Below are 21,821 nucleotides of genomic sequence, written 5' to 3'. Positions count from 1 at the left end.
GGGGCCCGGCCCCCGCACCTCATGAGGAGAGACTGCCCATGACGACCAGCAGACGTACCGTGATGACCGCGGCGGCGGCCGGGCTCGCGGCGACCGCCGTCGGTGCCGCGCCGGCCTTCGCCACGGCACCCGCCTCGGGCGGCGGCGGCAACCGACCCCGCAAGGAGCACTTCGGCACCCTGCCCGACGGCACCCGCGTCGACCGGTGGACGGTGGAGAGCGGCGGGACCCGGCTGGGCGTGCTGTCCTACGGCGGCATCGTCCAGACCCTGGAGCTCCCCGACCGGCACGGCCGACGGGCCAACGTGTCGCTCGGCTTCGACAACCTCGCCGACTACCTCACCGCCACCACCTACTTCGGTGCCCTCATCGGCCGCTACGGCAACCGCATAGCGCGCGGCACCTTCACCCTCGACGGGAAGACGTACCAGCTGCCCGTCAACGACGGCCCGAACAGCCTGCACGGCGGAGACAAGGGCTTCGACAAGCGGGTGTGGGACGTCGAGCCGTACGCCGGGAACTCCGGCACCGGTCTCACTCTCCGACGCGTAAGTCCGGATGGCGAGATGGGGTATCCCGGCACGCTGTCCGTCCGCGTCGACTACGTCCTCGACCGCCGCGGCGACCTGCGCATCTCGTACGAGGCGACGACGGACAAGGCCACCGTCGTCAACCTCACCAACCACACCTACTTCAACCTCGCGGGCGAGGGGAACGGCGACGTCCTCGGCCACACCCTGCAGATCGCCGCGGCCCGCTACACGCCCGTCGACGCGACCCTCATCCCGACCGGCGAGCTGCCGAAGGTCGCCGGCACCCCCTTCGACTTCCGGCGGGCCAAGCGGATCGGCCAGGACATCCGCAACGGCGATCAGCAGCTCGTCTTCGGCGGCGGCTACGACCACAACTTCGCGCTGGACAAGGGCGTCACCGCACGCGCCGAGCACGCCGCCACCCTCGCCGACCCGGCCTCCGGGCGCGTCATGGACATCGCCACCACCGAGCCGGGCGTGCAGTTCTACAGCGGCAACGGCCTGGACGGCACCCTGCGCGGTACCTCGGGCGCGCTCTACCGGCAGGCCGACGGCCTCTGCCTGGAGACCCAGCACTTCCCGGACTCGCCGAACCGGCCGGCCTTCCCCTCCACGGTGCTGCGCCCGGGGCAGACCTACCGGACGACGACCGTGCACTCCTTCGGAGTGCGCTGAGCCGACGGGCCATGGGGGAGAATGGCAGTTCGACCCGGGTGCGGCGGACAGTCGCCGCACCCGCCCCGCAGCAGGAGAACGACCCCCATGCCCCCAGCTGGCCTCCAGGCGAACTGCGCCGAGTGCTTCGGCCTGTGCTGCGTGGCGCTCCCCTTCGCCGCCTCGAACGACTTCGCGGTGGACAAGGAAGCCGGGACGCCCTGCGGCAACCTCCAGGCCGACTTCCGCTGCGGCATCCACGCGCAACTGCGCGCCAAGGGCTTCCGCGGCTGCACGGTCTTCGACTGCTTCGGCGCCGGCCAGAAGGTCTCGCAGCACACCTTCGGCGGCCGGGACTGGCGGACGCACCCGGGCACCGCCCGGCAGATGTTCGCCGTCTTCCCCGTCATGCGGCAGCTGCACGAACTGCTGGCGTACGTGACGGAGGCGCTGGACCGGCCGGAGTGCCGGCCGGCGCACGCCGGGCTCCGCCGCGCCGCCGAGAAGCTGGAACGGCTCACCCTCGGTCCCGCCGAGGTGCTCGCCGAGCTGGCCACCGAAGCGGTCCGCGACGAGGTCAACGCGCTGCTCGTACGGGCCGGCGAGCTGGTGCGGACGGCCGTACCCGGCAAGAAGAAGAACCACCGCGGCGCCGACCTCTTCGGCGCCCGGCTGAAGAACGCGAAGCTGAGCGGCGCCTGCCTCCGCGGCGCGTGCCTGATCGCCGCCGACCTCTCCGGTGCCGACCTGCGCTCGGCCGACGTGATCGGCGCCGACTTCCGGGACGCGGACCTGAGCGGCGCCGACCTGACCGACGCCGTCTTCCTCACCCAGTCCCAGCTGACCGCGGCCAGGGGCGACGCCCGCACCCGGCTGCCGGACGACCTGGCCCGCCCCGCCCACTGGCGGGACTGACGGCCGGCCTCAGGCGGTCAGCGCCGCCGCCGGCCGCCGCAGCGTCTCCGCGTAGCGCAGGGCCAGCAGGTGGGCCAGCTCCGGGGCCGGGCCCAGTACGTCGGCGAGCACGTCGGCGCCCGCCTCCCGGGCCCCGGCCACGATGCGGTCCGGGAGGCGGCCGGGCGCGATGACGTACGGCGCGACGGCGACGCGCGCGACGCCCTCGGCCCGCAGTTCCCGTACGGCGTCCGCCGTGCGGGGAAGGGATGCGGAGGCGAACGCAGGCCGCACGGCACACCAACCAGTGGTACGCCGCCACTCCCGCGCGATTTCAGCGATCACTGCGATCGCCTCCGGGTCTGAGGAGCCCGCCGAGGCCAGTACGACCCCGGTCGAGGCACGGTCGGCGGGGTCGAGCCCCGCCTCGGAAAGCCGCCGCTCCAGCGCGCCCACCAACAGGGGGGCCGGGCCGAGGACATCGGCCTGCTGGACGGTCAGCCGGGGCAGCCGCGCGCATGCCTCGCGCAGTACTGCCGGGATGTCGGTCTTGGCGTGGAAGGCGCGGGTGAGCAGCAGCGGCAGCGCCACCACCTCCCGTACGCCGTCCGCGTGCAGCCGCTCCAGCACCTGCGGCACGCTCGGCGCGTTGAAGTCCAGGTAGCCGACCTCGACGCGCAGTTCCGGGTGGAGCTCGCGGACCCGTGCGCACAGTGCGCCGACGGTCGCCGCGTGCCGCGGGTCCCGGCTGCCGTGCGCGATCACCAGCAGCGCGGGCCGCGCGCGCAGCCCGCACCGGCCGGCGGCCGAGGCGGTGCCGGGGGTGGGGGCGAGCAGGTGGGGTCGCATGAGCGTTCCGTTCGGAGGGGTCAGCGGGCGTGGGCGAGGAGGCCGCGGCTGCGCAGCACGCGGCGCTCGATCGGGGCGAAGATCAGCAACTCGATGCCGATGCCGACGATCAGGATGAGCAGGATCGCGGCGAGCACGAGGGACATGTCGGAGCCGACCCGGCCCTGGTCCAGCAGCTGGCCGAGGCCCGCGCCCAGGTCGGGCGAGGTGGCGATCAGCTCGGCGGCCATCAGCGACCGCCAGGAGAACGCCCAGCCCTGCTTCAGGCCCGAGATGTAGCCGGGCAGCGCGGCGGGCAGCAGCACGTGGCGTACGCCCTTCATCCCGGTCGCGCCGATCGTCCGGCCCGCGCGCAGGAACAGCGGCGGGATGCGGTCGACACCGGAGACCAGGCCGTTGGCGATGGACGGCACCGCGCCCAGCAGGACCACCGCGTAGATCGTGGCGTCGGTGATGCCGAACCAGATGATCGCGGCGGGCACCCACGCCACCGACGGCAGCGACTGCAGGCCGGAGAGGATCGGGCCGATCGCCGCGCGCACCGGGCGTACCCGGGCGACCAGCAGGCCCAGCGGCGTACCGATGATCAGCGAGGCCACGAAGCCGAGCGCGCCGCGCGAGACGGACTCCCAGACGTAGCTGAGGAGCGTGCCCTCCAGCCACTTCTCGCGGAGCGAGCCCCACACGTCCACCGGGCTGGGCAGCTGGTAGTGCGGCTTGACCTCGAAGTGGTACGCGAGCTGCCAGAGCGCCAGCACGATGACGACGGCGACGAGCGGCGGCAGCGCCTTGGTGAGCAGCGTGCGCAGCACCGGCGGGCGGCTGACGACCCGGGTCTCCAGCGCGTCCAGCCCGGCCTCCAGCCCGGCGGTCTCGCTGCCGCGCGCGTCGGCCGCCTTGGCGTCGGCCGCGTTGCGGGTCTCGGTGGTGGTGTCAGTGCTGGCCATGGCGGCGGATCTCCCCACGGAGCTGTTCGGTGATCTCTACGGAGAGTTCGGCGACGGCGGCGTCCTCGATGCGGCGCGGCTGCGGGATGTCGACCTCCCACTGCCGGGCGATGCGCCCGGGCCGGGAGGACAGCAGCACGACGCGCTCCGCGAGCCGCACGGCCTCGCGGACGTTGTGCGTGACGAAGAGGACCGAGAGGTTGGTCTCCCCCCAGATGCGGGTCAGCTCGTCGTGCAGCACGTCGCGGGTGATGGCGTCCAGCGCGGCGAACGGCTCGTCCATCAGCAGCAGCCCGCTGTCCTGGGCGAGCGCGCGGGCCATCGCGACCCGCTGCCGCATGCCGCCGGACAGCTCGTGCACCCGCTTGCCGTACGCGCCCTTGAGCCGTACCAGCTCCAGCAGCCGCTCGGCCTCGGGACGGCGCTCGGCGCGCGGCATCCCGCGCAGCTTCAGGGCCAGTTCGATGTTCTTGCCGGCGGTCAGCCACGGGAAGAGCGCGTGCTCCTGGAACATCAGGGCCGGCCGGCTGCCGGGCACGTCGATGGTCCCGGTGGTCGGCTCATCCAGCCCGGCCACGAGGTTGAGCAGCGTGGACTTGCCGCAGCCCGACGCGCCCAGGAGGCAGACGAACTCGCCCGGCGCGACATCGACCGTGATGTCGTCCAGTACGTGCTGCGCGCCGGGGCGGCCGAAGGACTTCGAGACGTGGTCGATACGCGCCGCGTAGCCCGCCGTCTCCTGCGTGCCGGCCGTGGCGGCCTGCTGGGTGAGGGTAGGGGTCGTCATCGGTGTCACCTCCTGGGACCGTACGGATCGATCGGTTACTGTGCGCCGAGCCCGGCGGCGTCGACCGGTGGCTTGCCCTCGGCCTTGAGGATCTTGTTGAGGAGTCGCAGGTCGTAGATGCCGTGCAGGTCGGGCTTCTTCAGCAGCCCGGCCTTGACCGCGTGCCGTGCCTCTTCCTTGAGGGTGGAGGCGAGGGGGTCGTCGGTGACCTGGACGTTCCGGAAAGCGTTGTGGAGCACCTGGTCCGGGAGCCGGGTGCCGGAAACCTTGGGGTCGGCGAGCGAGGTGTTGACCGCCTGGGCCGCCTCGGACGGGTGGCCCTTGATCCAGTCGTTGGTCTTCACCGAGCCGCGCAGCACCGCCTCGACGGCCTTGGGGTGCTCCTTGAGGAACTGCTTGCGGACGACGATGTTCGTGATGACGAACTTCCCGTCCTTCCACAGCTGCTTCTCGTCCAGCAGGGTGCGGCCGCCCTCGGCGACCAGCTTGGACGCGGTCGGCTCGGGCACCCACGCGCCGTCGACGCCGCCCTGCCGGAAGGTGTTGGGGATCTCCTTGTTGTCCTGCCGGAGGACCCCGACCTCGCCCTTCCCGGTGTCCGGATCGACCTGGTAGCCCTTCTCGCGCAGGTAGTTGAGGAGGGCCACGTCCTGGGTGTTGCCGAGCTGGGGCGAGGCGATCCGCTTGCCCTTGAGGTCCTTGAGGGACTTGATCTTCTTCGGGTTCACCACGAGCGAGACACCGCCCGAGGCGGAGCCCCCGATGATCTTCAGGTTGTCGCCGTGGGACTGCACGTAACCGTTGATCGCCGGGGACGGGCCGATCCAGCCGATGTCGATCGTCTTCGTGTTCAGCGCCTCGATCTCCGAGGGACCGGCGTTGAAGATGTACGGCTTGATCTGCGTGCCGCCCAGCTCCTTCTGGAGGAAGCCCTTCTGCCGGTCGACCATGGGCGTCGCGTGCGTGACGTTCCCGAAGTAGCCGATCTTCACCGAGTCCAGCCCGTCCGTCTTCGGCCCCTTCGCCGCCACCGGCGCGGTGCTCTTCGGCGCCTTGGACCCGTAACCGCAGGCCCCCAGCGCCCCGACCAGCAGCGGGACGGCGGCGGCCGCCGCCATCAGGCGGCGAGCGGCGGAGCGGGGGCGAGCGGCAGGCAGCACGGGAGGGTTTCCTCTCGGTGGGCCGGGGCGGTACGCCCTCTTACGGGGCGCCCGCCCGGTCGGGTGATCTTCGGAAGGATCCGGTGGGCAGGGGGGAGCGGAGCGGGGTCAGCGCACACATCGGCCGACTCCGCCCTGACCGCTTCCCAGGGCGCCGCTGCCGACGCGGCCGCCCTCCTTCGCGAAGGTCGAGAACACCTCGCCCGCCATGGTCAGAAGTCCCAGCCCTCGTCGTCGGCCTCGGTCTTCACCGGCTCCGGCGCGGCGAAGGACTCGCCGACCATGCCGGCGGTGAGCGTGGTGCCGTCGTTCGGGTCGATCAGGATGAACGAACCGGTACGCCGCGAGTCGGCGTAGGAGTCGACCGGCAGCGGCTCGGCGGTACGGATCTTGACCCGGCCGATGTCGTTGGCGACCAGCTGACCCGGGTGCGGGTGCAGCGACAGGTCGTCGAGGGTCAGCCGGGACGGGATGTCCTTGACGATCGCCTTGACCGTCCGGGTGCCGTGCTTGAGCAGGACCCGGTGGCCGACGGTGAGCGGGTGGTCGGCCACGTGGCAGACGGTCGCCTCGATGTCCTGCGTGGTCGCGGGCGCGTCCGGGGTCGGCACGATCAGGTCGCCGCGTGAGATGTCGATGTCGTCCGCCAGCTGGAGGGTGACCGACTGCGGGGACCAGGCGGCGTCGACCGGCTTGCCGAGCAGGTCGATCCCGCTGATCTTCGACTTCTTGCCGGACGGCAGCACGGTGACGTCGTCGCCGATGCGGAACGTACCGGCCGCGATCTGGCCCGCGTAACCGCGGTAGTCGGGGAGCTCGGGGGTCTGCGGGCGGATGACGACCTGCACGGGCAGCCGGGCGTGGCAGTGCGCCATGTCGTGGCTGACCGCGACGGTCTCCAGGTGCTCCAGCACCGTCGGGCCGCCGTACCAGTCCATGTTCGAGGACGGATCCACGACGTTGTCACCGGCGAGCGCGGAGATCGGGATCGCGGTGACCTCGGGGACGCCCAGCTCACCGGCGTACGAGGTGAACTCCTCGGCGATGTTCGCGAAGACGGACTCCTCGTACCCGACGAGGTCCATCTTGTTGACCGCGAGGACGACGTGCGGGACGCGGAGCAGCGCGGCGATCGCGGCGTGCCGGCGGGTCTGCTCGACGACACCGTTGCGGGCGTCGACGAGGATCACCGTCAGCTCGGCGGTGGACGCACCGGTGACCATGTTGCGGGTGTACTGCACATGGCCCGGGGTGTCGGCCAGGATGAACCGGCGCCGGGGCGTGGCGAAGTAGCGGTAGGCGACGTCGATGGTGATGCCCTGCTCGCGCTCGGCGCGCAGCCCGTCGGTGAGCAGCGCCAGGTCGGGCGCCTCCTGGCCGCGGTTGCGGGAGGCGTGCTCGACGGCCTCCAGCTGGTCGGTGAGGACCGACTTGGAGTCGTGCAGCAGCCGCCCGACCAGGGTGGACTTGCCGTCGTCGACGGAACCGGCGGTGGCGAACCGCAGCAGGGTGGTCTCCGCGAGAACCTCGTTCGTGATCGTGCTCATGGTTAGAAGTACCCCTCGCGCTTGCGGTCTTCCATCGCGGCCTCGGACATCTTGTCGTCGGCCCGGGTCGCGCCCCGCTCGGTGAGCCGGGAGGCGGCGATCTCGGTGATCACCGCGTCCAGCGTCGTCGCGTCGGAGTCGACGGCGCCGGTGCAGGACATGTCGCCGACGGTGCGGTAGCGGACCTGGCGGGTCTCGACGGTCTCGTCGTCCTTGGGGCCGCCCCACTCGCCGGCCGTCAGCCACATGCCGCTGCGCCGGAAGACCTGGCGCTTGTGGGCGAAGTAGATCTGGGGCAGCTCGATGCCCTCGCGGGCGATGTACTGCCACACGTCCAGCTCGGTCCAGTTGGACAGCGGGAAGACGCGGACGTGCTCGCCGGGCGCGTGCCGGCCGTTGTAGAGCTGCCACAGCTCGGGGCGCTGGCGGCGCGGGTCCCACTGCGAGAACTCGTCCCGCAGCGAGAAGACGCGCTCCTTGGCGCGGGCCTTCTCCTCGTCGCGCCGCCCGCCGCCGAACACGGCGTCGAAGCGGTGCTGCTGGATGGCCTCGGTCAGCGGCACGGTCTGCAGCGGGTTACGGGTGCCGTCCGGGCGCTCCTTGAGGACGCCGCGGTCGATGTAGTCCTGTACGGACGCGACATGCAGCCGCAGCCCGTGCTTCTCGACCGTACGGTCCCGGTACTCCAGGACCTCGGGAAAGTTGTGCCCGGTGTCCACGTGCAGCAGGGAGAACGGCACCGGCGCGGGCGCGAACGCCTTCAGCGCCAGGTGCAGCATGACGATGGAGTCCTTGCCACCGGAGAAGAGGATCACCGGCCGCTCGAACTCGCCCGCCACCTCGCGGAAGATGTGCACCGCCTCGGACTCCAGCGCGTCCAGGTGGGACAGCGCGTACGGAGAGTCGTCGCCCTCCGGGGTCGGGCCGGTACCGGTGATGGCCGTTGCCGTCGTCATGCCAGTCCCCTTTCGGTGAGCAGCGCGTGCAGCGCCGCCGCGGACTCCTGCACGGTCTGGGTGTGCGACTCGATCCGCAGATCGGGCGACTCGGGAGCCTCGTACGGGTCGTCCACGCCGGTCAGCCCGGAGATCTCGCCCGCCGCCTGCTTGGCGTACAGGCCCTTCACGTCCCGCTCGGAGCAGACGTCGACGGGCGTGGCCACGTGCACCTCCAGGTAGGGGGTGCCCTCCTGCTGGTGGCGCTTGCGGACCGCCTCCCGGCTGTCCGCGTACGGCGCGATCACCGGCACCAGCGCCTTGACGCCGTTGCTGGCCAGCAGCTCGGCGACGAAGCCGATGCGCTGGACGTTGGTGTGCCGGTCCTCCCGGCTGAAGCCGAGACCCGCGGAGAGGAACTCCCGGATCTCGTCGCCGTCGAGCACCTCGACGCGGTGGCCCTCGCCGCGCAGCCGCTCGGCCAGCTCGCGCGCGATGGTCGTCTTGCCCGCGCTCGGCAGACCGGTCAGCCAGATCGTGGCGCCCGTCATTCGTATCTCCTGAGTGTCCGTCATCGTGCGGTCAGCGGCCTTATCCGTGCAGTCCGCACTCGGTCTTGTTGCTGCCGGCCCAGCGGCCGGCGCGGGCGTCCTCGCCTTCCAGCACGCGCCGCGTGCAGGGCGCGCAGCCGACCGAGGCGTAGCCGTCCTGGAGCAGCGGGTTGGTGAGTACGCCGTGCTCGGTGACGTAGGCGTCCACGTCGGCCTGCGTCCACTTGGCGATCGGCGAGACCTTCACCTTCTGCCGCTTGGGATCCCAGCCGACGACCGGGGTGTTCGCCCGGGTGGGCGACTCGTCCCGGCGCAGGCCCGTCGCCCACGCGTCGTATCCGGCCAGGCCCTCTTCGAGGGGCTTGACCTTGCGCAGCGCGCAGCACAGGTCGGGGTCGCGGTCGTGCAGCTTCGGGCCGTACTCGGCGTCCTGCTCGGCGACCGTCTGACGCGGCGTCAGGGTGAGGACGTTGACGTCCATCACCTCCGCGACCGCGTCCCGGGTGCCGAGGGTCTCCGGGAAGTGGTAGCCGGTGTCCAGGAACACCACGTCCACGCCGGGGTAGGCACGCGAGGCCAGGTGCGCGACGACCGCGTCCTCCATCGAGGAGGTGACGCAGAAGCGCGGACCGAAGGTCTCGGCGGCCCACTTGAGGATCTCCAGCGCGGGAGCGTCCTCCAGGTCGCGGCCCGCCTGCTCGGCGAGCTGCTGGAGGTCGGTAGCGGTGGTCATGACGCACCTCCGTCGGAAGCGGGGGACGGGCCGGCCGCGCCAGGGGCCAGCAGGCCCAGGAACTTCAGCCGGAACGCACGGCTGCACGACCGGCATTCCCAGGCTGCGCCCTCTCCGCGGGAGGTCCCTTCTTCCGAAGGCCTCAGGTCCTCGTCCCCGCAGTACGGGCAGAAGAACGGGGCAGCGCGCTCGCTCACTTGAGAGCACCCTCTTCGGCGCGGGCCGCCCACTGGGCGAACCGCTCGCCGTCGGTGCGCTCCGCCTCGAAGTTGCGCAGCACCCGCTCGACGTAGTCGGGGAGCTCGTCGGCGGTGACCTTCAGGCCGCGGACCTTGCGGCCGAAGCCGGCGTCCAGGGCCAGCGCGCCGCCGAGGTGCACCTGGTAGCCCTCGACCTGGTTGCCGTCGTCGTCCAGGACCAGCTGGCCCTTGAGGCCGATGTCCGCGGTCTGGATACGGGCGCAGGCGTTCGGGCAGCCGTTCAGGTTGATGGTGATCGGCTCCTGGAACTCCGGCATCCGGCGCTCCAGTTCGTCGATGAGGGCGGCGCCGCGGCCCTTGGTCTCGACGATGGCCAGCTTGCAGAACTCGATGCCGGTGCAGGCCATCGTGCCGCGCCGGAACGGCGAGGGCTTGACCTGGAAGTCCAGCGCCTCCAGCCCGGCGACGAGCGAGTCGACCTGGTCAGCGGCCACGTCGAGGATGATCATCTTCTGCTCGACGGTGGTGTTCAGCCGGTCCGAGCCGTGCTCGGCGGCCAGCTCGGCGAGCTTGGTGAGGGTCTTGCCGTCCACGCGGCCGACGCGCGGCGCGAAGCCCACGTAGAAGCGGCCGTCCTGCTGCTCGTGCACGCCGATGTGGTCGCGCCACTTCGAGACGGGCGCGTCGGGCGCCGGGCCGTCCACCATCTTGCGCTTGAGGTACTCGTCCTCCAGCACCTGGCGGAACTTCTCCACGCCCCAGTCGGCGACCAGGAACTTCAGGCGGGCGCGGTTGCGCAGCCGGCGGTAGCCGTAGTCGCGGAAGATGCCGACCACGCCGGCCCAGACCTCGGCCACCTCGTCCAGCGGGACCCAGGTGCCCAGTCGCTGGGCGAGCTTGGGGTTGGTGGACAGGCCGCCGCCGACCCAGAGGTCGAAGCCGGGGCCGTGCTCGGGGTGGTTCACGCCGACGAACGCGACGTCGTTGATCTCGTGGACCACATCCTGGACAGGGGAGCCCGAGACCGCGGTCTTGAACTTGCGCGGCAGGTTGGAGAACTCCTTGCTGCCGATGTACCGCTCGTGGATCTCGTTCACGGCCGGGGTGCCGTCGATGATCTCGTCGGCGGCGATGCCGGCCACCGGGGAGCCGATGATCACACGCGGGCAGTCGCCGCAGGCCTCGGTCGTGGACAGCCCGACGGACTCCAGCTTGTCCCAGATGGCGGGCACATCCTCGATGCGTACCCAGTGCAGCTGGATGTTCTGCCGGTCGGTGATGTCAGCGGTGCCGCGGGCGTACTGCTCGGAGACCTCGCCGATGGCGCGCAGCTGGGCGACGGTCAGCCGGCCGCCGTCCACGCGCACGCGCATCATGAAGTACTTGTCCTCCAGCTCCTCCGGCTCCAGGACCGCGGTCTTGCCGCCGTCGATGCCGGGCCGGCGCTGGGTGTACAGACCCCACCAGCGCATACGGCCGCGCAGGTCGTTGGGGTCGATCGCGTCGAAGCCGCGCTTGGAGTAGATCGTGTCAATGCGTGTCCGCACATTGAGACCGTCGTCATCCTTCTTGAACTGCTCGTTGCCGTTGAGCGGAGTGTGGTGACCAACGGCCCACTGTCCCTCACCGCGATGGCGTCCGACCTTGCGGCGGGTCGTGGCGGGGCGTTCCGGGGTGGCGGCCATGGTGAATACGTCCTTCTCGGCGGCTGCAGGGGATGCGGTTTCAAGCCGGGTGCACCCACTGTGACCTGCGAAGACGTGCCGGTTCACGACGCGTCGGAGCGCGCCTTGGCATGACTTGCCGGATCAGGGGTGGTCGCACGTCCGCGACGATGGGGACGGCGAGGGAAAATCGGTGGAGCTGGGTGCTGTCAGGGGCGAAGAACCCCTGTGCGGTACAGCGTCAGCGCGCCAGACAAATGGCGCTGGACACGCGCGCAAGGTCGACGTGGCGTCGACTCACCAAGGCATTTCCAGCTCGATCCATGACGGAAGCGTGTCACGACGCTCTTGGGCCAGTCCACCGTCGTCCAGAATCCGGACGCAGACGTCTCGTACAGTGAGACATTGTGGCGCCGGTCACGTTCCGCTTGGGGTGACCGGCGGTCGAGGGGTGGTTCAGGCGCCCGGCCACGGGCCCGGCGTGGGCACGTCGGGCTCCTCCTCGACGGTCGTGTCGTAGAGCCGGAAACCGCGGCGCTCGTAGTTGTTCATCGCGTAGCGGCCGTCCTTGCTGCAGGTGTGCACCCACACCCGCTTCGTCGGCGGGCACTCCGGCCACCGCTCGGCCAGGTCCCAGGCGCGCGCGAGGCCGTACGAGAGCAGGTGGCCGCCGATCCGCCGGCCGCGGAACGCCGGTATCAGCCCGAAGTAGACCACCTCCACCGAGCCCGCGGAGTCCGCCTGGAGCTCGATGAAACCGGTCGGCGTCCCCCGCTCGTACGCCACCCAGGTCTCCGTGCCGGGGCGCCCCAGGTGCGCCTCCCACTCCGCGTACGTCCACGGCAGCCGGTCGGTCCAGGTGACGTCCCCGCCCACCGCCGTGTAGAGGAACCGGCTGAACTCCGGCAGCGGCGTCCCGGACCGCACGATCCGCACCTCCTGCTCGGCGGGCGGTTCGGCGGCGGGCACGAGATCCGAGGGGGCGGTCTGCTCCAGGTACCACGTGGTGACGGTGACGCTCATGGCCGTCAGCCAATCATGGCGGGGATCGGCGCGGACCGCCGGTCCCCGGATCACGCCGGCCGCCGCCTCGGGCGAGCCGCACCGGCACCGCCACCGGACCGCGGGAGACGACCGACTCGCGCCACCGGATGCGTTCCGGTTCCGTCGCGAGCCGCAGTTCCGGAAAGCGCGCGAAGAGGGCCGGCAGCGCGACGGCGGCCTCCAGGCGGGCGAGCGGGGCGCCGAGGCAGTGGTGGATGCCGTGCCCGAAGGCGAGATGGCCTTGGTCCTCGCGCGCGACGTCGAAGACGTCGGGATCCGCGTGCCGTCGGGGATCGCGCCCCGCGCCCGGCAGTGGGATCATCACCGGCTCGCCGGCCGGTACCCGCACCCCGCCGATCTCCACGTCCTCGACCGGGAAGCGGTGGACGGCCATGACCACACTGCCGTTCCGGCGCAGCGTCTCCTCCACGGCCCGCGGCCACAGCTCCGGCCGCTCGGCCAGCAGCGCCCGCTGCGCGGGGTGGGCGGTGCGGTGCAGCGGCGCGAGCAGCACCTCGGTCTGCAGCCGGATGCGGGAGGTCGCGCCGGCCAGTGCGGCCAGGGTGATCAGGGGCTCGGGGTTGTCGTACACCAGCCGGTCGAGCAGCGCGAGGGTGCGGAAGGGGCCGGCATCCGCGCGCCGGGCCCAGACCGGCAGGGTGACGGGGTCGGCGATGGGCAGGCCGAGACCAACGTGCATGGGAGGTGCCTCCAGAAGGGCAGCGGTGAGCACAACGTGTCGTGTCGCCCGCTCGCTCGACCCATGCGCGGCGCTTGCCGCGCGCCGGCCGCTCCCGTTCTGCGACGTCCTTCTGGGGAGCTGAATTCGAAGTGCGCTCACCGTACGCAGGGGCCGCCGGCCGCGGCAACCGGTTTTTTGCTGGGCCACGTTCAGGTGCGGGGCGCGGGTCCGCGGACCACCCGTACGGCCGGGGCGAGGGAGTGGGGGAGGAGCGCCGCGGGGTGGGCCGGGCGGCGCAACTCCACCTGGATGCCGTCGGCGAAGCGGTACGGGCGGTGGGCGAGCACACAGCCGAAGGTGCGGCGCAGCCGGGAGAGCTCGGCGCGGACCGTCGTCGTGCGGCGGTCGTCGCCGAACAGGTCGAGGGAGAGCTGCGCGGCGGTCCGGCCGTCGGGGTGCGTGGCCAGGATGAAGAGCAGTTCGGCGTGGCGCGGGCTCAGCTCGTGCGACCAGCTGCCGGCCGGCCCGGAGACCGTCACCGTCCAGCGGTCCCGGCCGCTGAGGTCGAGCACCACCCGGCTCGGCTCCGGATCCAGCGGCCCGTCGTCCCCGATCCGCACCAGCCAACCGCCCGGCAGCGGCTCCAGTACGCAGCTGCCGTACCGGGGCAGCCACACCGGCCCGGCCTGCGGGTACCGGGGCAGCGCCACCCGCTCCGGCGGGGCCGTGCCGAGGGCCGCCGCGGTCCAGCCGTCCCGGTCCACCGCCAGCGCCCGGCCGCCGAGCCGGGCCAGCAGCGGCGTCGCGCTCGCCCGCAACCGGTCCAGCGTCGCCAGGTGGCGGGTGCGCTGTTCGGACTCGGCGAGCCGGGCGACCGCGGAGACCAGCGGGAGGGTGGTCGGGTGGAAGGAGTGGGCGGGGCCGCTGAGGTCGACCACGCCGAGCAGCCGCCCGTCGCGCGGGTCGTGCAGCGGGGCGCCGGCGCAGGTCCACCGGTGGTGGGTGCGGACGTAGTGCTCGGCGGAGTGCACGAGCACCGGCTGCCGGGTGACCAGCGCCGTACCGATCCCGTTGGTGCCGACCACGTCCTCGGCCCAGGCGGCACCCGGCTCGAAGCCGTGCCGGTCGGCCATCCGCCGTACCGTCGCCGCGCCCTGGCGCCACAGCACCCGCCCTTCCGGGTCGGTCACCACCAGGATCTGCTGGGCGGCCTCGGCGACCGGCAGGAGGTGGGCGTGCAGCACCGGCAGCAGCTGCGCGAGCTGCGAGCGGTGCCGGCGTTCCGCCAGTTCGGCGAGGGACAGCGGCCGTTCGCGGCGGTCCCGCTCCGGGTCCAGTCCGCTGCCGAGCATCCGCCGCCAGGATTCCCCGATCACCGCGCGGGGGGCGTCGGGCGGCTCGTCCCCCGCGAGGGTGGCCTCCCGTACGGAAGCCAGCCGGCGGGCCGCTTCCCGGGAGTCCAGCGCCGTTGGCAGGACGGGGGTCCGGGTCCTGTCGTGGTGCCGTGTGCTCAACATCGCTCCGCTTGTGCAGTTCTGGTGAATCGCCGCGGCCCATCGTGCCGGTGCGGCGCCCCCGCCGCGTACGGAATCGGCAGATCCAATGCAACGTCGTGCAACGGTTGTCCTTACCCGTCATCAGCGGAAAGGGTGGGCGCGAGCCGTCCCCGTGCGCCGGCGGCCGGGCCCCTTGGCGGGCCCGCCCGCGCCAGGTCCGGCTGTCCCGTCGGAAGCGGTGCCGAGTCGGCGCGGCACCGCTTCCGTGCCGGGACGCAGCGGCCGGGCGCCGTGCCTCTCACCCCGAGCAGAGGCACGGCCCGGCCGCCGCGCCCCTCCGCCGCGCCGCGCGCCCCGCCCGCGACCTGACCCGACCGGGCCGGACAGGGTGCGAGTCGTACCTTTCGTGCCGGATACGGTGAGGAGGTGCAGCAAGCGAACGAACCACCCGACCAGCACCGGGGCCGTCTGCACAGGGCTCGCGTCCTGTACCGCCACGTGTCCAAACGCCGCCTCGGCTGGCTGCTGCTCAAGGACACCGTCAACTCCTGCATGGAGTACCGCGTCACCGGGCTCGCCGCGGAAGCCGCCTTCTTCTGCCTGCTCTCGCTGCCCCCGCTGCTCCTCGGCCTGATCGGCCTGCTGGGCTATCTGGAGCCCTGGATCGGCCACGACACCATCGACACCATCCGGCAGAACATCCTCCACGCGTCCGCCGCCGTCCTCTCCGACCAGGGCGTGGACCAGATCGCCCGGCCGCTGCTGGACGACGTCTTCCGCGGTGGCCGCCCCGACGTCATCTCCCTCGGCTTCGCCATCGCCCTGTGGTCCGGCTCCCGCGCCCTGAACGTCTTCGTCGACACCATTACGATCATGTACGGCCTGGAGGGCAAGCGCGGCATCGTGGCCACCCGCCTGCTGGCGTTCGTCCTGTACCTCGTCGCGCTGGTCCTCGGCGCCATCGCGCTGCCGCTGATGGTCGCGGGCCCGGACACGGTCGTGCACCTGCTGCCGGCCAGCGAGAACGCCGTCCGGGTGCTGTACTGGCCGGTGGTCCTGCTGCTCTCGGTCGTCTTCCTCACCACGCTGTACCACGTGTCCGTGCCGGTCCGCTCGCCGTGGCAGGAGGACATCCCCGGCGCGGTGGTCGCGCTCGCGATGTGGGTACTGGGCAGCCTGCTGCTGCGTGTCTACCTCGCTTCCACGGTCGAGGGGCCGACCATCTACGGCTCGCTCGCCGCCCCCGTCGCGGTCCTGCTCTGGATCGGCGTCTCGGCCTTCGCCGTACTGGTCGGCGCGGCGGTCAACGCGGCTCTGGACCGGGTCTGGCCCTCGCTCGCCACCGCGGCGGGCCGCGCCGAACGCGAGGAGCGCCGCAAGAAGGAGGCCGAAGTGCTGCGCCGCGCCCGCGAAGAGGCCGAGCGCGCGCACGAACTGGACGACGAGAACGCCGAGAACGCCGAGAACGCCGAGAACGACGGGGGCAACGAGGACGGCACCGAGGGCGCCGAGGACGGCGGCGTCGGCTCGGGGGAGGGGCGGCGTCCCCCCGGGAAGGGCGAGCAGGAGGAGTGACGCGCCGGGCCCGGGGCGGTGCGGCGCGGTTCACCGCCGCTCGCCGAACACCCGCCGGTACGCGCCCGGCGTCGTCCCCACGGCCGCACGGAAGCGGCGCCGCAGATTGACGGCGGAGGAGAGCCCGACCCGGGCGGCGATCGCGTCCACCGCGAGATCGGTCTCCTCCAGCAACACGCGCGCCGCGTCGATGCGCCGGGCCAGCAGCCACTGCCCGGGGCTGACGCCGAGCTGCTCGGCGAACCGGCGGGCGAGGGTCCGTTCGGACAGCCCGGCACGCGCGGCGAGCCGGGCCACGCCCAGCCCGTCGTCCAGCCGGGTCAGCGCCCACTCCAGCACCGGGGCCAGCGAGACGTCCCCGCGGGCCGGTGCGGCGGGCGCCGCCGCGTACTGCAACTGGCTGCCCTCCCGGTGCGGCGGCAGCACCATGCTCCGCGCGATCCGGGCTGCGTACGCGGCCCCGTGGTCCGTGCGCACCAGGTGCAGGCACAGGTCGATGCCGGCGCCGCTGCCCGCACTGGTCGCCACGTCCCCGTGGTCCACGTACAGCACGTCCGCCGCCACCTGTACGGCGGGGAACTCGGCGGCCAGCCGGGCGGTGCGCTGCCAGTGCGTGGTCGCCCCGCGGCCGTCCAGCAGCCCGGCCTCGGCCAGTGCGAACGCGCCGCTGCAGATGCTCGCGACCCGGGCGCCCCGGCGGTGCGCGGCGCGCAGCGCGGCCCGCACGGCGGGGGAGGCGGGCACGCCGGTCGGCAGCCAGCCCGGTACGAGCACGGTGTCCGCGGTCTCCAGCGCGTCGAGCCCGGCCTCGACGACCATCGTGTACCCGGCGGTGGTGCGCAGCGGGCCCGGCCGCTCGGCGCACACGGAGAAGTCGTAGTACGGCGCGGCGCCGTCCCGGGGCGCGCCGAACACCTCGGCGGCACCGCCGAGTTCGAAGGCGCCCTGCGGCTCGCGGAGCAGGGCCACCACACGGTGCGGGGTCATGGCAGGAAAGTACCCGATGATGTCTTTTCCGACTCTCCTCCGGCGTCGCGCGTCCGGCGAGGGTGGAGCCATGAGCGAACAGAGCGAGACACAAGAGCTGAAGACCGTGCTGCACATCGAGGACGCGGAGACGCAGGAGATCGGCCCCGGCATCGTGGCCCGCCGGTTCCAGCGGACCGATCACGCGCGCGGCTGGCTGATCGAGTTCGCCCCGGGCGCGGAGTGGCCGGTGGTGGACCACCACCCCACCGAGGAGCGGTACTTCGTGCTCGACGGGGAGGTCATCGAGGGCGACGAACGACACGGACCCGGCACCTACGTGGTGTTCGCACCAGGCAGCAGCCACCGACCGCGGACGGACACGGGGGCGCGGATCCTCGGGGTCACCGTCCGGGGCCGGTGACACGGCGGCGCCGACGGCCCGAGCCGTCGGCGCCGGCCGCGGGCCGTCAGATCAGGTCCATCGCCGCCACCTCGTCGGGGCGGCCGTAGCTGACCGGGCCCTGGAAGCGGTGCCGGGCGGTGGCGAACCACCACACCGTGGCGATGACCAGCACCACCGCGAGCGCGATCGGCGCGTAGTTGAACGAGCCCGGCGTGATGGGGGAGGCCTGCGGCAGCATGAACAGCACGTTGCTGAGCACGATCCAGACCACCGCGACGGCCGCGACGGGCTTGCCCCAGCGGCCCAGGTTCCACGGCCCCGGCTCGAAGGTGTCCAGCCGCAGCCGCAGGAAGATCGGCACGCCGTACGCGAGGAAGAGGCCGACGACGTTGACGCTGACGATGGCGGTGAAGGCGGTGTGCGACCACCAGCCGGGGATCACCAGCACCAGCGAGCAGGCGGCGGCGAGCCACACGGCCTTGACGGGCGTACGGGTGCGCGGGGAGACCGAGTGCCACCAGCGCGAGCCGGGCATCGCGCCGTCCCGCGAAAAGGCGAAGATCTGCCGTGTGTTGCTCGTCATATTGGCCAGCCCGCAGAAGAGCATCGCGCCGATCACGATCAGCAGCAGGAACTTGGCGGTGCCGGTGCCGAGCGCGTCGAGGAGAATTTGCACGGGCGGTGCGTCAGCGCTCGCCTCCGCTGCGTAATCGCGGATCGCGTAGACCAGGGCGAGCATGAGGATCAGGCCGGTGATCGCGGAGTAGCCGATCGCCCGCATGATTCCCTTGGGCGCGTTGACGGTGGCGCCCACCGTTTCTTCCGACATGTGGAAGCTGCCGTCGAAACCGGTGAACGTCCAGCTGGTGACGAGCAGCCCCAGCAGCGCGCCGTAAAGCCCGTTCGTGAAGCCGGTGTTGTTGGCGAAATGCGTCACGAACGACGCGGACCGGTGGTGCTCCGGCAGCACCGTCAGGGCCACCACGATGACCACCATGCCGATCAGCAGCCACCACACCGAGATGCGGTTCAGGATCGCGACCAGGTGCACGGTGTAGGTGTTGGCCAACGCCTGGACCAGCAGGATCGCCGCCGTGATGAGGACCGTGCGCTGTTCGGACACCTGGTAGGACGGCCACTGCATCGCGAGGAACGCCTGGATGAAGGTGGCCGCCGCGTAGCCGGTGGCGGCGGTCCCGCCGACCTGGCCCACGAAATTCAACCAACCCGTGTACCAGGACCAGGCGCCGCGGTGCCGCTTGGCGAGTTTGCCCGCAGAGAAATACAGCGCGCCACTCGTGGGATAGGCGGAGGTGATTTCCGCCATCGAGGCGCCGATGAACAGTACGAGGATCGACACCGCGATCCAGCCGAACACCAGGATGCGCGGTCCGCCGGCATTCATGCCGAATCCGAACGACGAAAAGATGCCGGATATGATGTTGATGATCGTGAACGAGATCGCGAAATTGTCGAACGCGCGGAATCTGCGGGTGAGTTTCCGCGGATAACCCATGGCATGCAGCGTGGCGTCGTCGTCCAGGGCGGCCGGCGGAGCCGCCGGCTTCGGTGAACGCACCCGTGCGAGGAATGCGGAATCGGACGCGGAGTCGGACACGGACGTACCTTTCTGGGGGGATGGGCGGTGCGCGCCGGCCGCACAGTGGGGGGAGCCGGCGGGTCGGAACCGGTTTCAGGAGGAGTCCGGCGCGTGCGGGACCGGGAGCCCGCACCGGCGCCGTGCCCTGCTCAGCTGCTCGGCCGGGTCGCCGAACACGCTCCAGGGCATCCGCGAGGCGTACGGGCCCATGGCCGTGAAGACCGCCCGCGCTTCGAACTCGTGCCGCGCCATGCACAGCGCGTGTGCCAGATACGCCAGGTCCAACACGGGTGTGAAGCGGTAGCCCGCCACCTCCGGCAGCCAGTGCTGGTAGATCCGCAGCGCCGTCGTCCGCCACTGCGGCTGCTCCCACGTGTGGTCGGCCAGCGGCGCCGCGGGGTCGTACGCGTCGACCGCGGCCACCAGCGGCAGTACCCGCAGCGCGGAGTTCGCGGGCGCGCGCTGGGCGAGGAACGCGGCGACGTCCCAGGAGGCACCGGCCGAACCGCCGTGCCGGGTGAAGAAGCAGGACAGGAAGCGGTGGTGGGCCTCGCGGTGCCAGGGATCCAGCCGCAGGATGTGCGAGAACAGCGACCACGGGCCGGGCGGCGCGGTGATCAACCCCTCCGGCGCCGGGTCCAGATGGCGCTGGAAGCGGGCCAGCGACAGCTTGGCGGCCCACGGGGTCGGGTCCAGCGGGGCCAGCTCCGCCGCCCGGTCGCAGGCGGAGAGCGCTATCCGGCTCAGCGCGTTGGCGTGCCGGTCGCCGGTCTCGGCGGCGCGGGTGGCGCGCAGCGCCGCGACCCGCGCCCACAACAGGGCCGCCTCGGTGCCCGGTTCCTCGGCGAGCCAGCGCTCGGTCAGGTCCGAATCGGCCGCTTCGGAGGCGAGCACCAGCGAACGGTGGGCACGTGCTCCGAAATCGCGTCGGGTCTCCCGCAACACCTCCCGGGCGCTGAAGTAGCGTCCGGCGCGCACATCCACACAGGCGCTCGCCAGTCGGCGATCATCGGCCGCCGGATGCCATACGTACTGCCCTTCGAACAGGCCAGCGGCCATGCTGCGTGCCGTTCCTTTCCCCGTTGTCCGGCGATGCGGAATTGCGGGGCCCGCGGCGTGGTCGGAATTGCTCCGAGGGCCCGACTGACGCCACACCTTACTCAGGTGCCACACGGACCGAAAGCATGCACTCAGGAAACCGGATTGTCGGTGGAATATTTCTCTCCGGGGCCATGAACTCCGGCTCGTGGAGGCACACCGTGACCGACGGCGACCGACGGCGACCGACGACACGGAGAACAAGAACCGGCTGCCGGCCGGGGGAACTCGGACGCGGGTCAAGGGTGCTCAGGCCACCAGATGCAGGGCTCCCGTGGCGGCCACCACTCCGGCACTCGCCAGCACCAGTCCGGCCCCGGCGAACGGCAACTTCGCGATCCGGACGCCGTGCGCCCGGCACCGCTCGAACCAGATCAGCGTGGCCAGCGAGGCGAACGGCGTCACCAGCGGCCCGACGTTGACCCCGATCAGCAGAGCGAGCAACTGCGTGTGCGCGTCGGCCGGGATCACCGACTCCGTCGACAGGTAGGCAGGCAGGTTGTTCAGCACGTTCGAGAGGCCCGCACCGACGGCGGCCGTACGCAGCAGACCGGCGAAGCCGCCGTCACTCCCGACAGCGGACATCAGCAGGTCCCGCAGCCCCAGCGAACTGATCCAGTCCACGACGAGGAACATCCCCGGTACCAGGGCCAGCAGCCGCCACGGCACCAGCGACCAGCGCAGCTCGCCCCGGCGCCGCACGAAGAACGCGGCGGCGGCGAGGAGCGCGGCCCCCGCGGACGCCGCCGGGAGCGCGACGTCGAAGCCGATGATGGCCAGCAGGAACAGCCCGCATGCCGCGGCGCACACGCCGAACAGCCACGGATCGGCGGCCGCCGGGCGCTCCGGCGGCACGTACACCTCGTCGCCGCGCGCCGACCGCCGCCAGTAGAAGCCCCACAGGCAGGCCATCGTCACGACGATGGCCGCGAGTTGAGGCGCCCACATGACGGCGGCCATCTCCGTGGGCACCAGCACCACTCGCTGAGCGGCCAGCAGGTTCGTCAGGTTGGACACCGGCAGCAGCAGGCTCGCGGTGTTGGCGAGCCACACGGTGGTCATGGCCAGCGGCACCGGGCGGATGCCCACGCGGGAGGCCAGGGCCAGCATGACGGGGGTCAGCAGCACCGCCGTCGTATCGAGGTTCAGGGCGATGGTGGTGGCCGAGGCGAGGGCGACGCACCACAGGAACAGCAGCGGATAGCTGCCGCGCGCCAGGCGCGCGACCCACGTGGCGGCGACGTCGAACACCTGGGCCCGACCGGCCAGTTCGGCCAGCACCACGGCGGTGAGGAGAAAGGCGAGCAGCGGGGCGATGCGCTCGCCCACCTCCCACGCCCGCTCGGAGGGCAGGGCACCGGTACCCCACAGCAGAAGGCCGGCCGCGAGCAGTGCCACCGCCAGCCCGTCGAGATTGAGGACGCGTCTCCGCAGAAAAGTGCCGGCAGGTGAGGAGATCGCGCTCGCCCACCTGCCACGGAGGCTCAGGTCTCCTACCAT

The 21,821-nt window shown here is 72.0% G+C and carries 22 protein-coding genes; 4 read left to right on the top strand and 18 right to left on the bottom strand.

From position 1 onward, the window contains the following. The first annotated feature begins 38 nt into the window (after positions 1-38). Together IF20_RS29360 and IF20_RS29355 are read left to right on the top strand one after the other, a co-directional pair. Positions 39-1,208 (top strand): aldose epimerase family protein, encoded by a 1,170-nt coding sequence (locus IF20_RS29360; protein ID WP_052868394.1) that lies wholly within the window; start codon positions 39-41, stop codon positions 1,206-1,208. A gap of 87 nt (positions 1,209-1,295) precedes the next feature. After that, positions 1,296-2,102 (top strand): pentapeptide repeat-containing protein, encoded by an 807-nt coding sequence (locus IF20_RS29355; protein WP_052868393.1) that lies wholly within the window; start codon positions 1,296-1,298, stop codon positions 2,100-2,102. A 9-nt stretch (positions 2,103-2,111) separates the two neighbouring features. On the opposite strand, the gene IF20_RS29350 is transcribed toward IF20_RS29355, so the two are convergent. The 14 genes from IF20_RS29350 to IF20_RS29290 all read right to left on the bottom strand — a co-directional run bounded on the left by IF20_RS29350 (position 2,112) and on the right by IF20_RS29290 (position 14,697). Next, entirely contained in the window at positions 2,112-2,870 is a 759-nt protein-coding gene (locus tag IF20_RS29350; protein WP_052868456.1) for a sirohydrochlorin chelatase, read from the bottom strand. 80 nt (positions 2,871-2,950) lie between these two features. Then, a complete protein-coding gene (locus tag IF20_RS29345; protein ID WP_052868392.1) occupies positions 2,951-3,877 on the bottom strand; it encodes an ABC transporter permease in 927 nt (308 codons plus the stop codon). Beyond that, complete coding sequence (locus IF20_RS29340) at positions 3,864-4,664, bottom strand: ABC transporter ATP-binding protein (protein WP_052868391.1); 801 nt, start codon at positions 4,662-4,664, stop codon at positions 3,864-3,866. The genes IF20_RS29345 and IF20_RS29340 overlap by 14 nt, the downstream gene beginning before the upstream one ends. A 35-nt stretch (positions 4,665-4,699) precedes the next feature. Next, positions 4,700-5,821 (bottom strand): aliphatic sulfonate ABC transporter substrate-binding protein, encoded by a 1,122-nt coding sequence (locus IF20_RS29335; RefSeq protein ID WP_052868455.1) that lies wholly within the window; start codon positions 5,819-5,821, stop codon positions 4,700-4,702. Between the two features lie 215 nt (positions 5,822-6,036). Continuing rightward, positions 6,037-7,371, bottom strand: a complete 1,335-nt coding sequence (locus IF20_RS29325; RefSeq protein ID WP_052868389.1) for a sulfate adenylyltransferase subunit 1 — start codon at positions 7,369-7,371, stop codon at positions 6,037-6,039. Between the two features lie 2 nt (positions 7,372-7,373). After that, a complete protein-coding gene (cysD, locus tag IF20_RS29320; RefSeq protein WP_052868388.1) occupies positions 7,374-8,327 on the bottom strand; it encodes a sulfate adenylyltransferase subunit CysD in 954 nt (317 codons plus the stop codon). Beyond that, on the bottom strand, positions 8,324-8,857 hold the full coding sequence (cysC, locus tag IF20_RS29315; RefSeq protein ID WP_052868387.1) for an adenylyl-sulfate kinase: 534 nt from the start codon (positions 8,855-8,857) through the stop codon (positions 8,324-8,326). Before cysC ends, cysD begins: the two co-directional genes overlap by 4 nt. A 40-nt stretch (positions 8,858-8,897) precedes the next feature. After that, positions 8,898-9,590 carry a phosphoadenylyl-sulfate reductase gene (locus IF20_RS29310; protein WP_052868386.1) on the bottom strand — a complete coding sequence of 231 codons (693 nt, stop codon included), beginning with the start codon at positions 9,588-9,590 and terminating at the stop codon, positions 8,898-8,900. Further along, a complete protein-coding gene (locus IF20_RS40125; RefSeq protein WP_110944640.1) occupies positions 9,587-9,787 on the bottom strand; it encodes a hypothetical protein in 201 nt (66 codons plus the stop codon). Before IF20_RS40125 ends, IF20_RS29310 begins: the two co-directional genes overlap by 4 nt. After that, the gene (locus IF20_RS29305) at positions 9,784-11,475 is read right to left on the bottom strand and encodes a nitrite/sulfite reductase (RefSeq protein WP_052868385.1); all 1,692 of its coding nucleotides are present in this window, start codon (positions 11,473-11,475) and stop codon (positions 9,784-9,786) included. The genes IF20_RS40125 and IF20_RS29305 overlap by 4 nt, the downstream gene beginning before the upstream one ends. A 220-nt stretch (positions 11,476-11,695) precedes the next feature. Beyond that, on the bottom strand, positions 11,696-11,779 hold the full coding sequence (locus tag IF20_RS40955) for a putative leader peptide (RefSeq protein ID WP_407702568.1): 84 nt from the start codon (positions 11,777-11,779) through the stop codon (positions 11,696-11,698). Positions 11,780-11,910: 131 nt separating this feature from the next. Further along, entirely contained in the window at positions 11,911-12,477 is a 567-nt protein-coding gene (locus IF20_RS29300) for a GNAT family N-acetyltransferase (protein WP_052868384.1), read from the bottom strand. A 13-nt stretch (positions 12,478-12,490) separates the two neighbouring features. Further along, on the bottom strand, positions 12,491-13,198 hold the full coding sequence (locus IF20_RS29295; RefSeq protein ID WP_052868383.1) for a cytochrome P450: 708 nt from the start codon (positions 13,196-13,198) through the stop codon (positions 12,491-12,493). A 191-nt stretch (positions 13,199-13,389) separates the two neighbouring features. Beyond that, positions 13,390-14,697 (bottom strand): GAF domain-containing protein, encoded by a 1,308-nt coding sequence (locus IF20_RS29290; RefSeq protein WP_052868382.1) that lies wholly within the window; start codon positions 14,695-14,697, stop codon positions 13,390-13,392. Positions 14,698-15,102: 405 nt separating this feature from the next. On the opposite strand from IF20_RS29290, the gene IF20_RS29285 reads away from it, so the two are divergent. After that, complete coding sequence (locus tag IF20_RS29285) at positions 15,103-16,251, top strand: YihY/virulence factor BrkB family protein (RefSeq protein ID WP_052868381.1); 1,149 nt, start codon at positions 15,103-15,105, stop codon at positions 16,249-16,251. A 30-nt stretch (positions 16,252-16,281) separates the two neighbouring features. Here the strand turns inward: IF20_RS29285 and IF20_RS29280 are convergent, their stop codons facing one another. Next, positions 16,282-17,238: a GlxA family transcriptional regulator gene (locus IF20_RS29280; RefSeq protein WP_052868380.1), complete on the bottom strand. Its 957-nt coding sequence runs from the start codon at positions 17,236-17,238 to the stop codon at positions 16,282-16,284. Between the two features lie 70 nt (positions 17,239-17,308). Here IF20_RS29280 and IF20_RS29275 point away from each other — a divergent pair, with 70 nt between their 5' ends. Beyond that, a complete protein-coding gene (locus tag IF20_RS29275) occupies positions 17,309-17,641 on the top strand; it encodes a cupin domain-containing protein (RefSeq protein WP_052868379.1) in 333 nt (110 codons plus the stop codon). A 46-nt stretch (positions 17,642-17,687) separates the two neighbouring features. On the opposite strand, the gene IF20_RS29270 is transcribed toward IF20_RS29275, so the two are convergent. The 3 genes from IF20_RS29270 to IF20_RS29260 form a co-directional block, all read right to left on the bottom strand. After that, positions 17,688-19,139: an amino acid permease gene (locus IF20_RS29270; protein WP_052868454.1), complete on the bottom strand. Its 1,452-nt coding sequence runs from the start codon at positions 19,137-19,139 to the stop codon at positions 17,688-17,690. A gap of 177 nt (positions 19,140-19,316) precedes the next feature. Next, complete coding sequence (locus IF20_RS29265) at positions 19,317-20,282, bottom strand: hypothetical protein (RefSeq protein WP_052868378.1); 966 nt, start codon at positions 20,280-20,282, stop codon at positions 19,317-19,319. Between the two features lie 288 nt (positions 20,283-20,570). Next, the gene (locus IF20_RS29260) at positions 20,571-21,821 is read right to left on the bottom strand and encodes an SLC13 family permease (protein ID WP_110944653.1); all 1,251 of its coding nucleotides are present in this window, start codon (positions 21,819-21,821) and stop codon (positions 20,571-20,573) included.

Source organism: Streptomyces niger (genome assembly GCF_000718305.1).
In the GTDB taxonomy this organism is placed as follows: Bacteria; Actinomycetota; Actinomycetes; order Streptomycetales; family Streptomycetaceae; genus Streptomyces; species Streptomyces niger.
The sequence above is the reverse complement of the archived record's forward strand: the minus strand, read 5'-3'. Positions and strand labels throughout refer to the sequence as shown.

What these genes read in the sequence shown, in the direction of transcription:
- cysD (WP_052868388.1), bottom strand. Translation starts at nt 8,327, where the DNA reads ATGACGACGGCAACGGCCATCACCGGTACCGGCCCGACCCCGGAGGGC.
- IF20_RS29270 (WP_052868454.1), bottom strand. Translation starts at nt 19,139, where the DNA reads ATGGGTTATCCGCGGAAACTCACCCGCAGATTCCGCGCGTTCGACAAT.
- IF20_RS29260 (WP_110944653.1), bottom strand. Translation starts at nt 21,821, where the DNA reads ATGGTAGGAGACCTGAGCCTCCGTGGCAGGTGGGCGAGCGCGATCTCC.
- IF20_RS29265 (WP_052868378.1), bottom strand. Translation starts at nt 20,282, where the DNA reads ATGGCCGCTGGCCTGTTCGAAGGGCAGTACGTATGGCATCCGGCGGCC.
- IF20_RS29290 (WP_052868382.1), bottom strand. Translation starts at nt 14,697, where the DNA reads ATGTTGAGCACACGGCACCACGACAGGACCCGGACCCCCGTCCTGCCA.
- IF20_RS29345 (WP_052868392.1), bottom strand. Translation starts at nt 3,877, where the DNA reads ATGGCCAGCACTGACACCACCACCGAGACCCGCAACGCGGCCGACGCC.
- IF20_RS29325 (WP_052868389.1), bottom strand. Translation starts at nt 7,371, where the DNA reads ATGAGCACGATCACGAACGAGGTTCTCGCGGAGACCACCCTGCTGCGG.
- IF20_RS29340 (WP_052868391.1), bottom strand. Translation starts at nt 4,664, where the DNA reads ATGACGACCCCTACCCTCACCCAGCAGGCCGCCACGGCCGGCACGCAG.
- IF20_RS29360 (WP_052868394.1), top strand. Translation starts at nt 39, where the DNA reads ATGACGACCAGCAGACGTACCGTGATGACCGCGGCGGCGGCCGGGCTC.
- IF20_RS29310 (WP_052868386.1), bottom strand. Translation starts at nt 9,590, where the DNA reads ATGACCACCGCTACCGACCTCCAGCAGCTCGCCGAGCAGGCGGGCCGC.
- IF20_RS29305 (WP_052868385.1), bottom strand. Translation starts at nt 11,475, where the DNA reads ATGGCCGCCACCCCGGAACGCCCCGCCACGACCCGCCGCAAGGTCGGA.
- IF20_RS40955 (WP_407702568.1), bottom strand. Translation starts at nt 11,779, where the DNA reads ATGGATCGAGCTGGAAATGCCTTGGTGAGTCGACGCCACGTCGACCTT.
- IF20_RS29280 (WP_052868380.1), bottom strand. Translation starts at nt 17,238, where the DNA reads ATGACCCCGCACCGTGTGGTGGCCCTGCTCCGCGAGCCGCAGGGCGCC.
- IF20_RS29275 (WP_052868379.1), top strand. Translation starts at nt 17,309, where the DNA reads ATGAGCGAACAGAGCGAGACACAAGAGCTGAAGACCGTGCTGCACATC.
- IF20_RS29355 (WP_052868393.1), top strand. Translation starts at nt 1,296, where the DNA reads ATGCCCCCAGCTGGCCTCCAGGCGAACTGCGCCGAGTGCTTCGGCCTG.
- cysC (WP_052868387.1), bottom strand. Translation starts at nt 8,857, where the DNA reads ATGACGGGCGCCACGATCTGGCTGACCGGTCTGCCGAGCGCGGGCAAG.
- IF20_RS29295 (WP_052868383.1), bottom strand. Translation starts at nt 13,198, where the DNA reads ATGCACGTTGGTCTCGGCCTGCCCATCGCCGACCCCGTCACCCTGCCG.
- IF20_RS29300 (WP_052868384.1), bottom strand. Translation starts at nt 12,477, where the DNA reads ATGAGCGTCACCGTCACCACGTGGTACCTGGAGCAGACCGCCCCCTCG.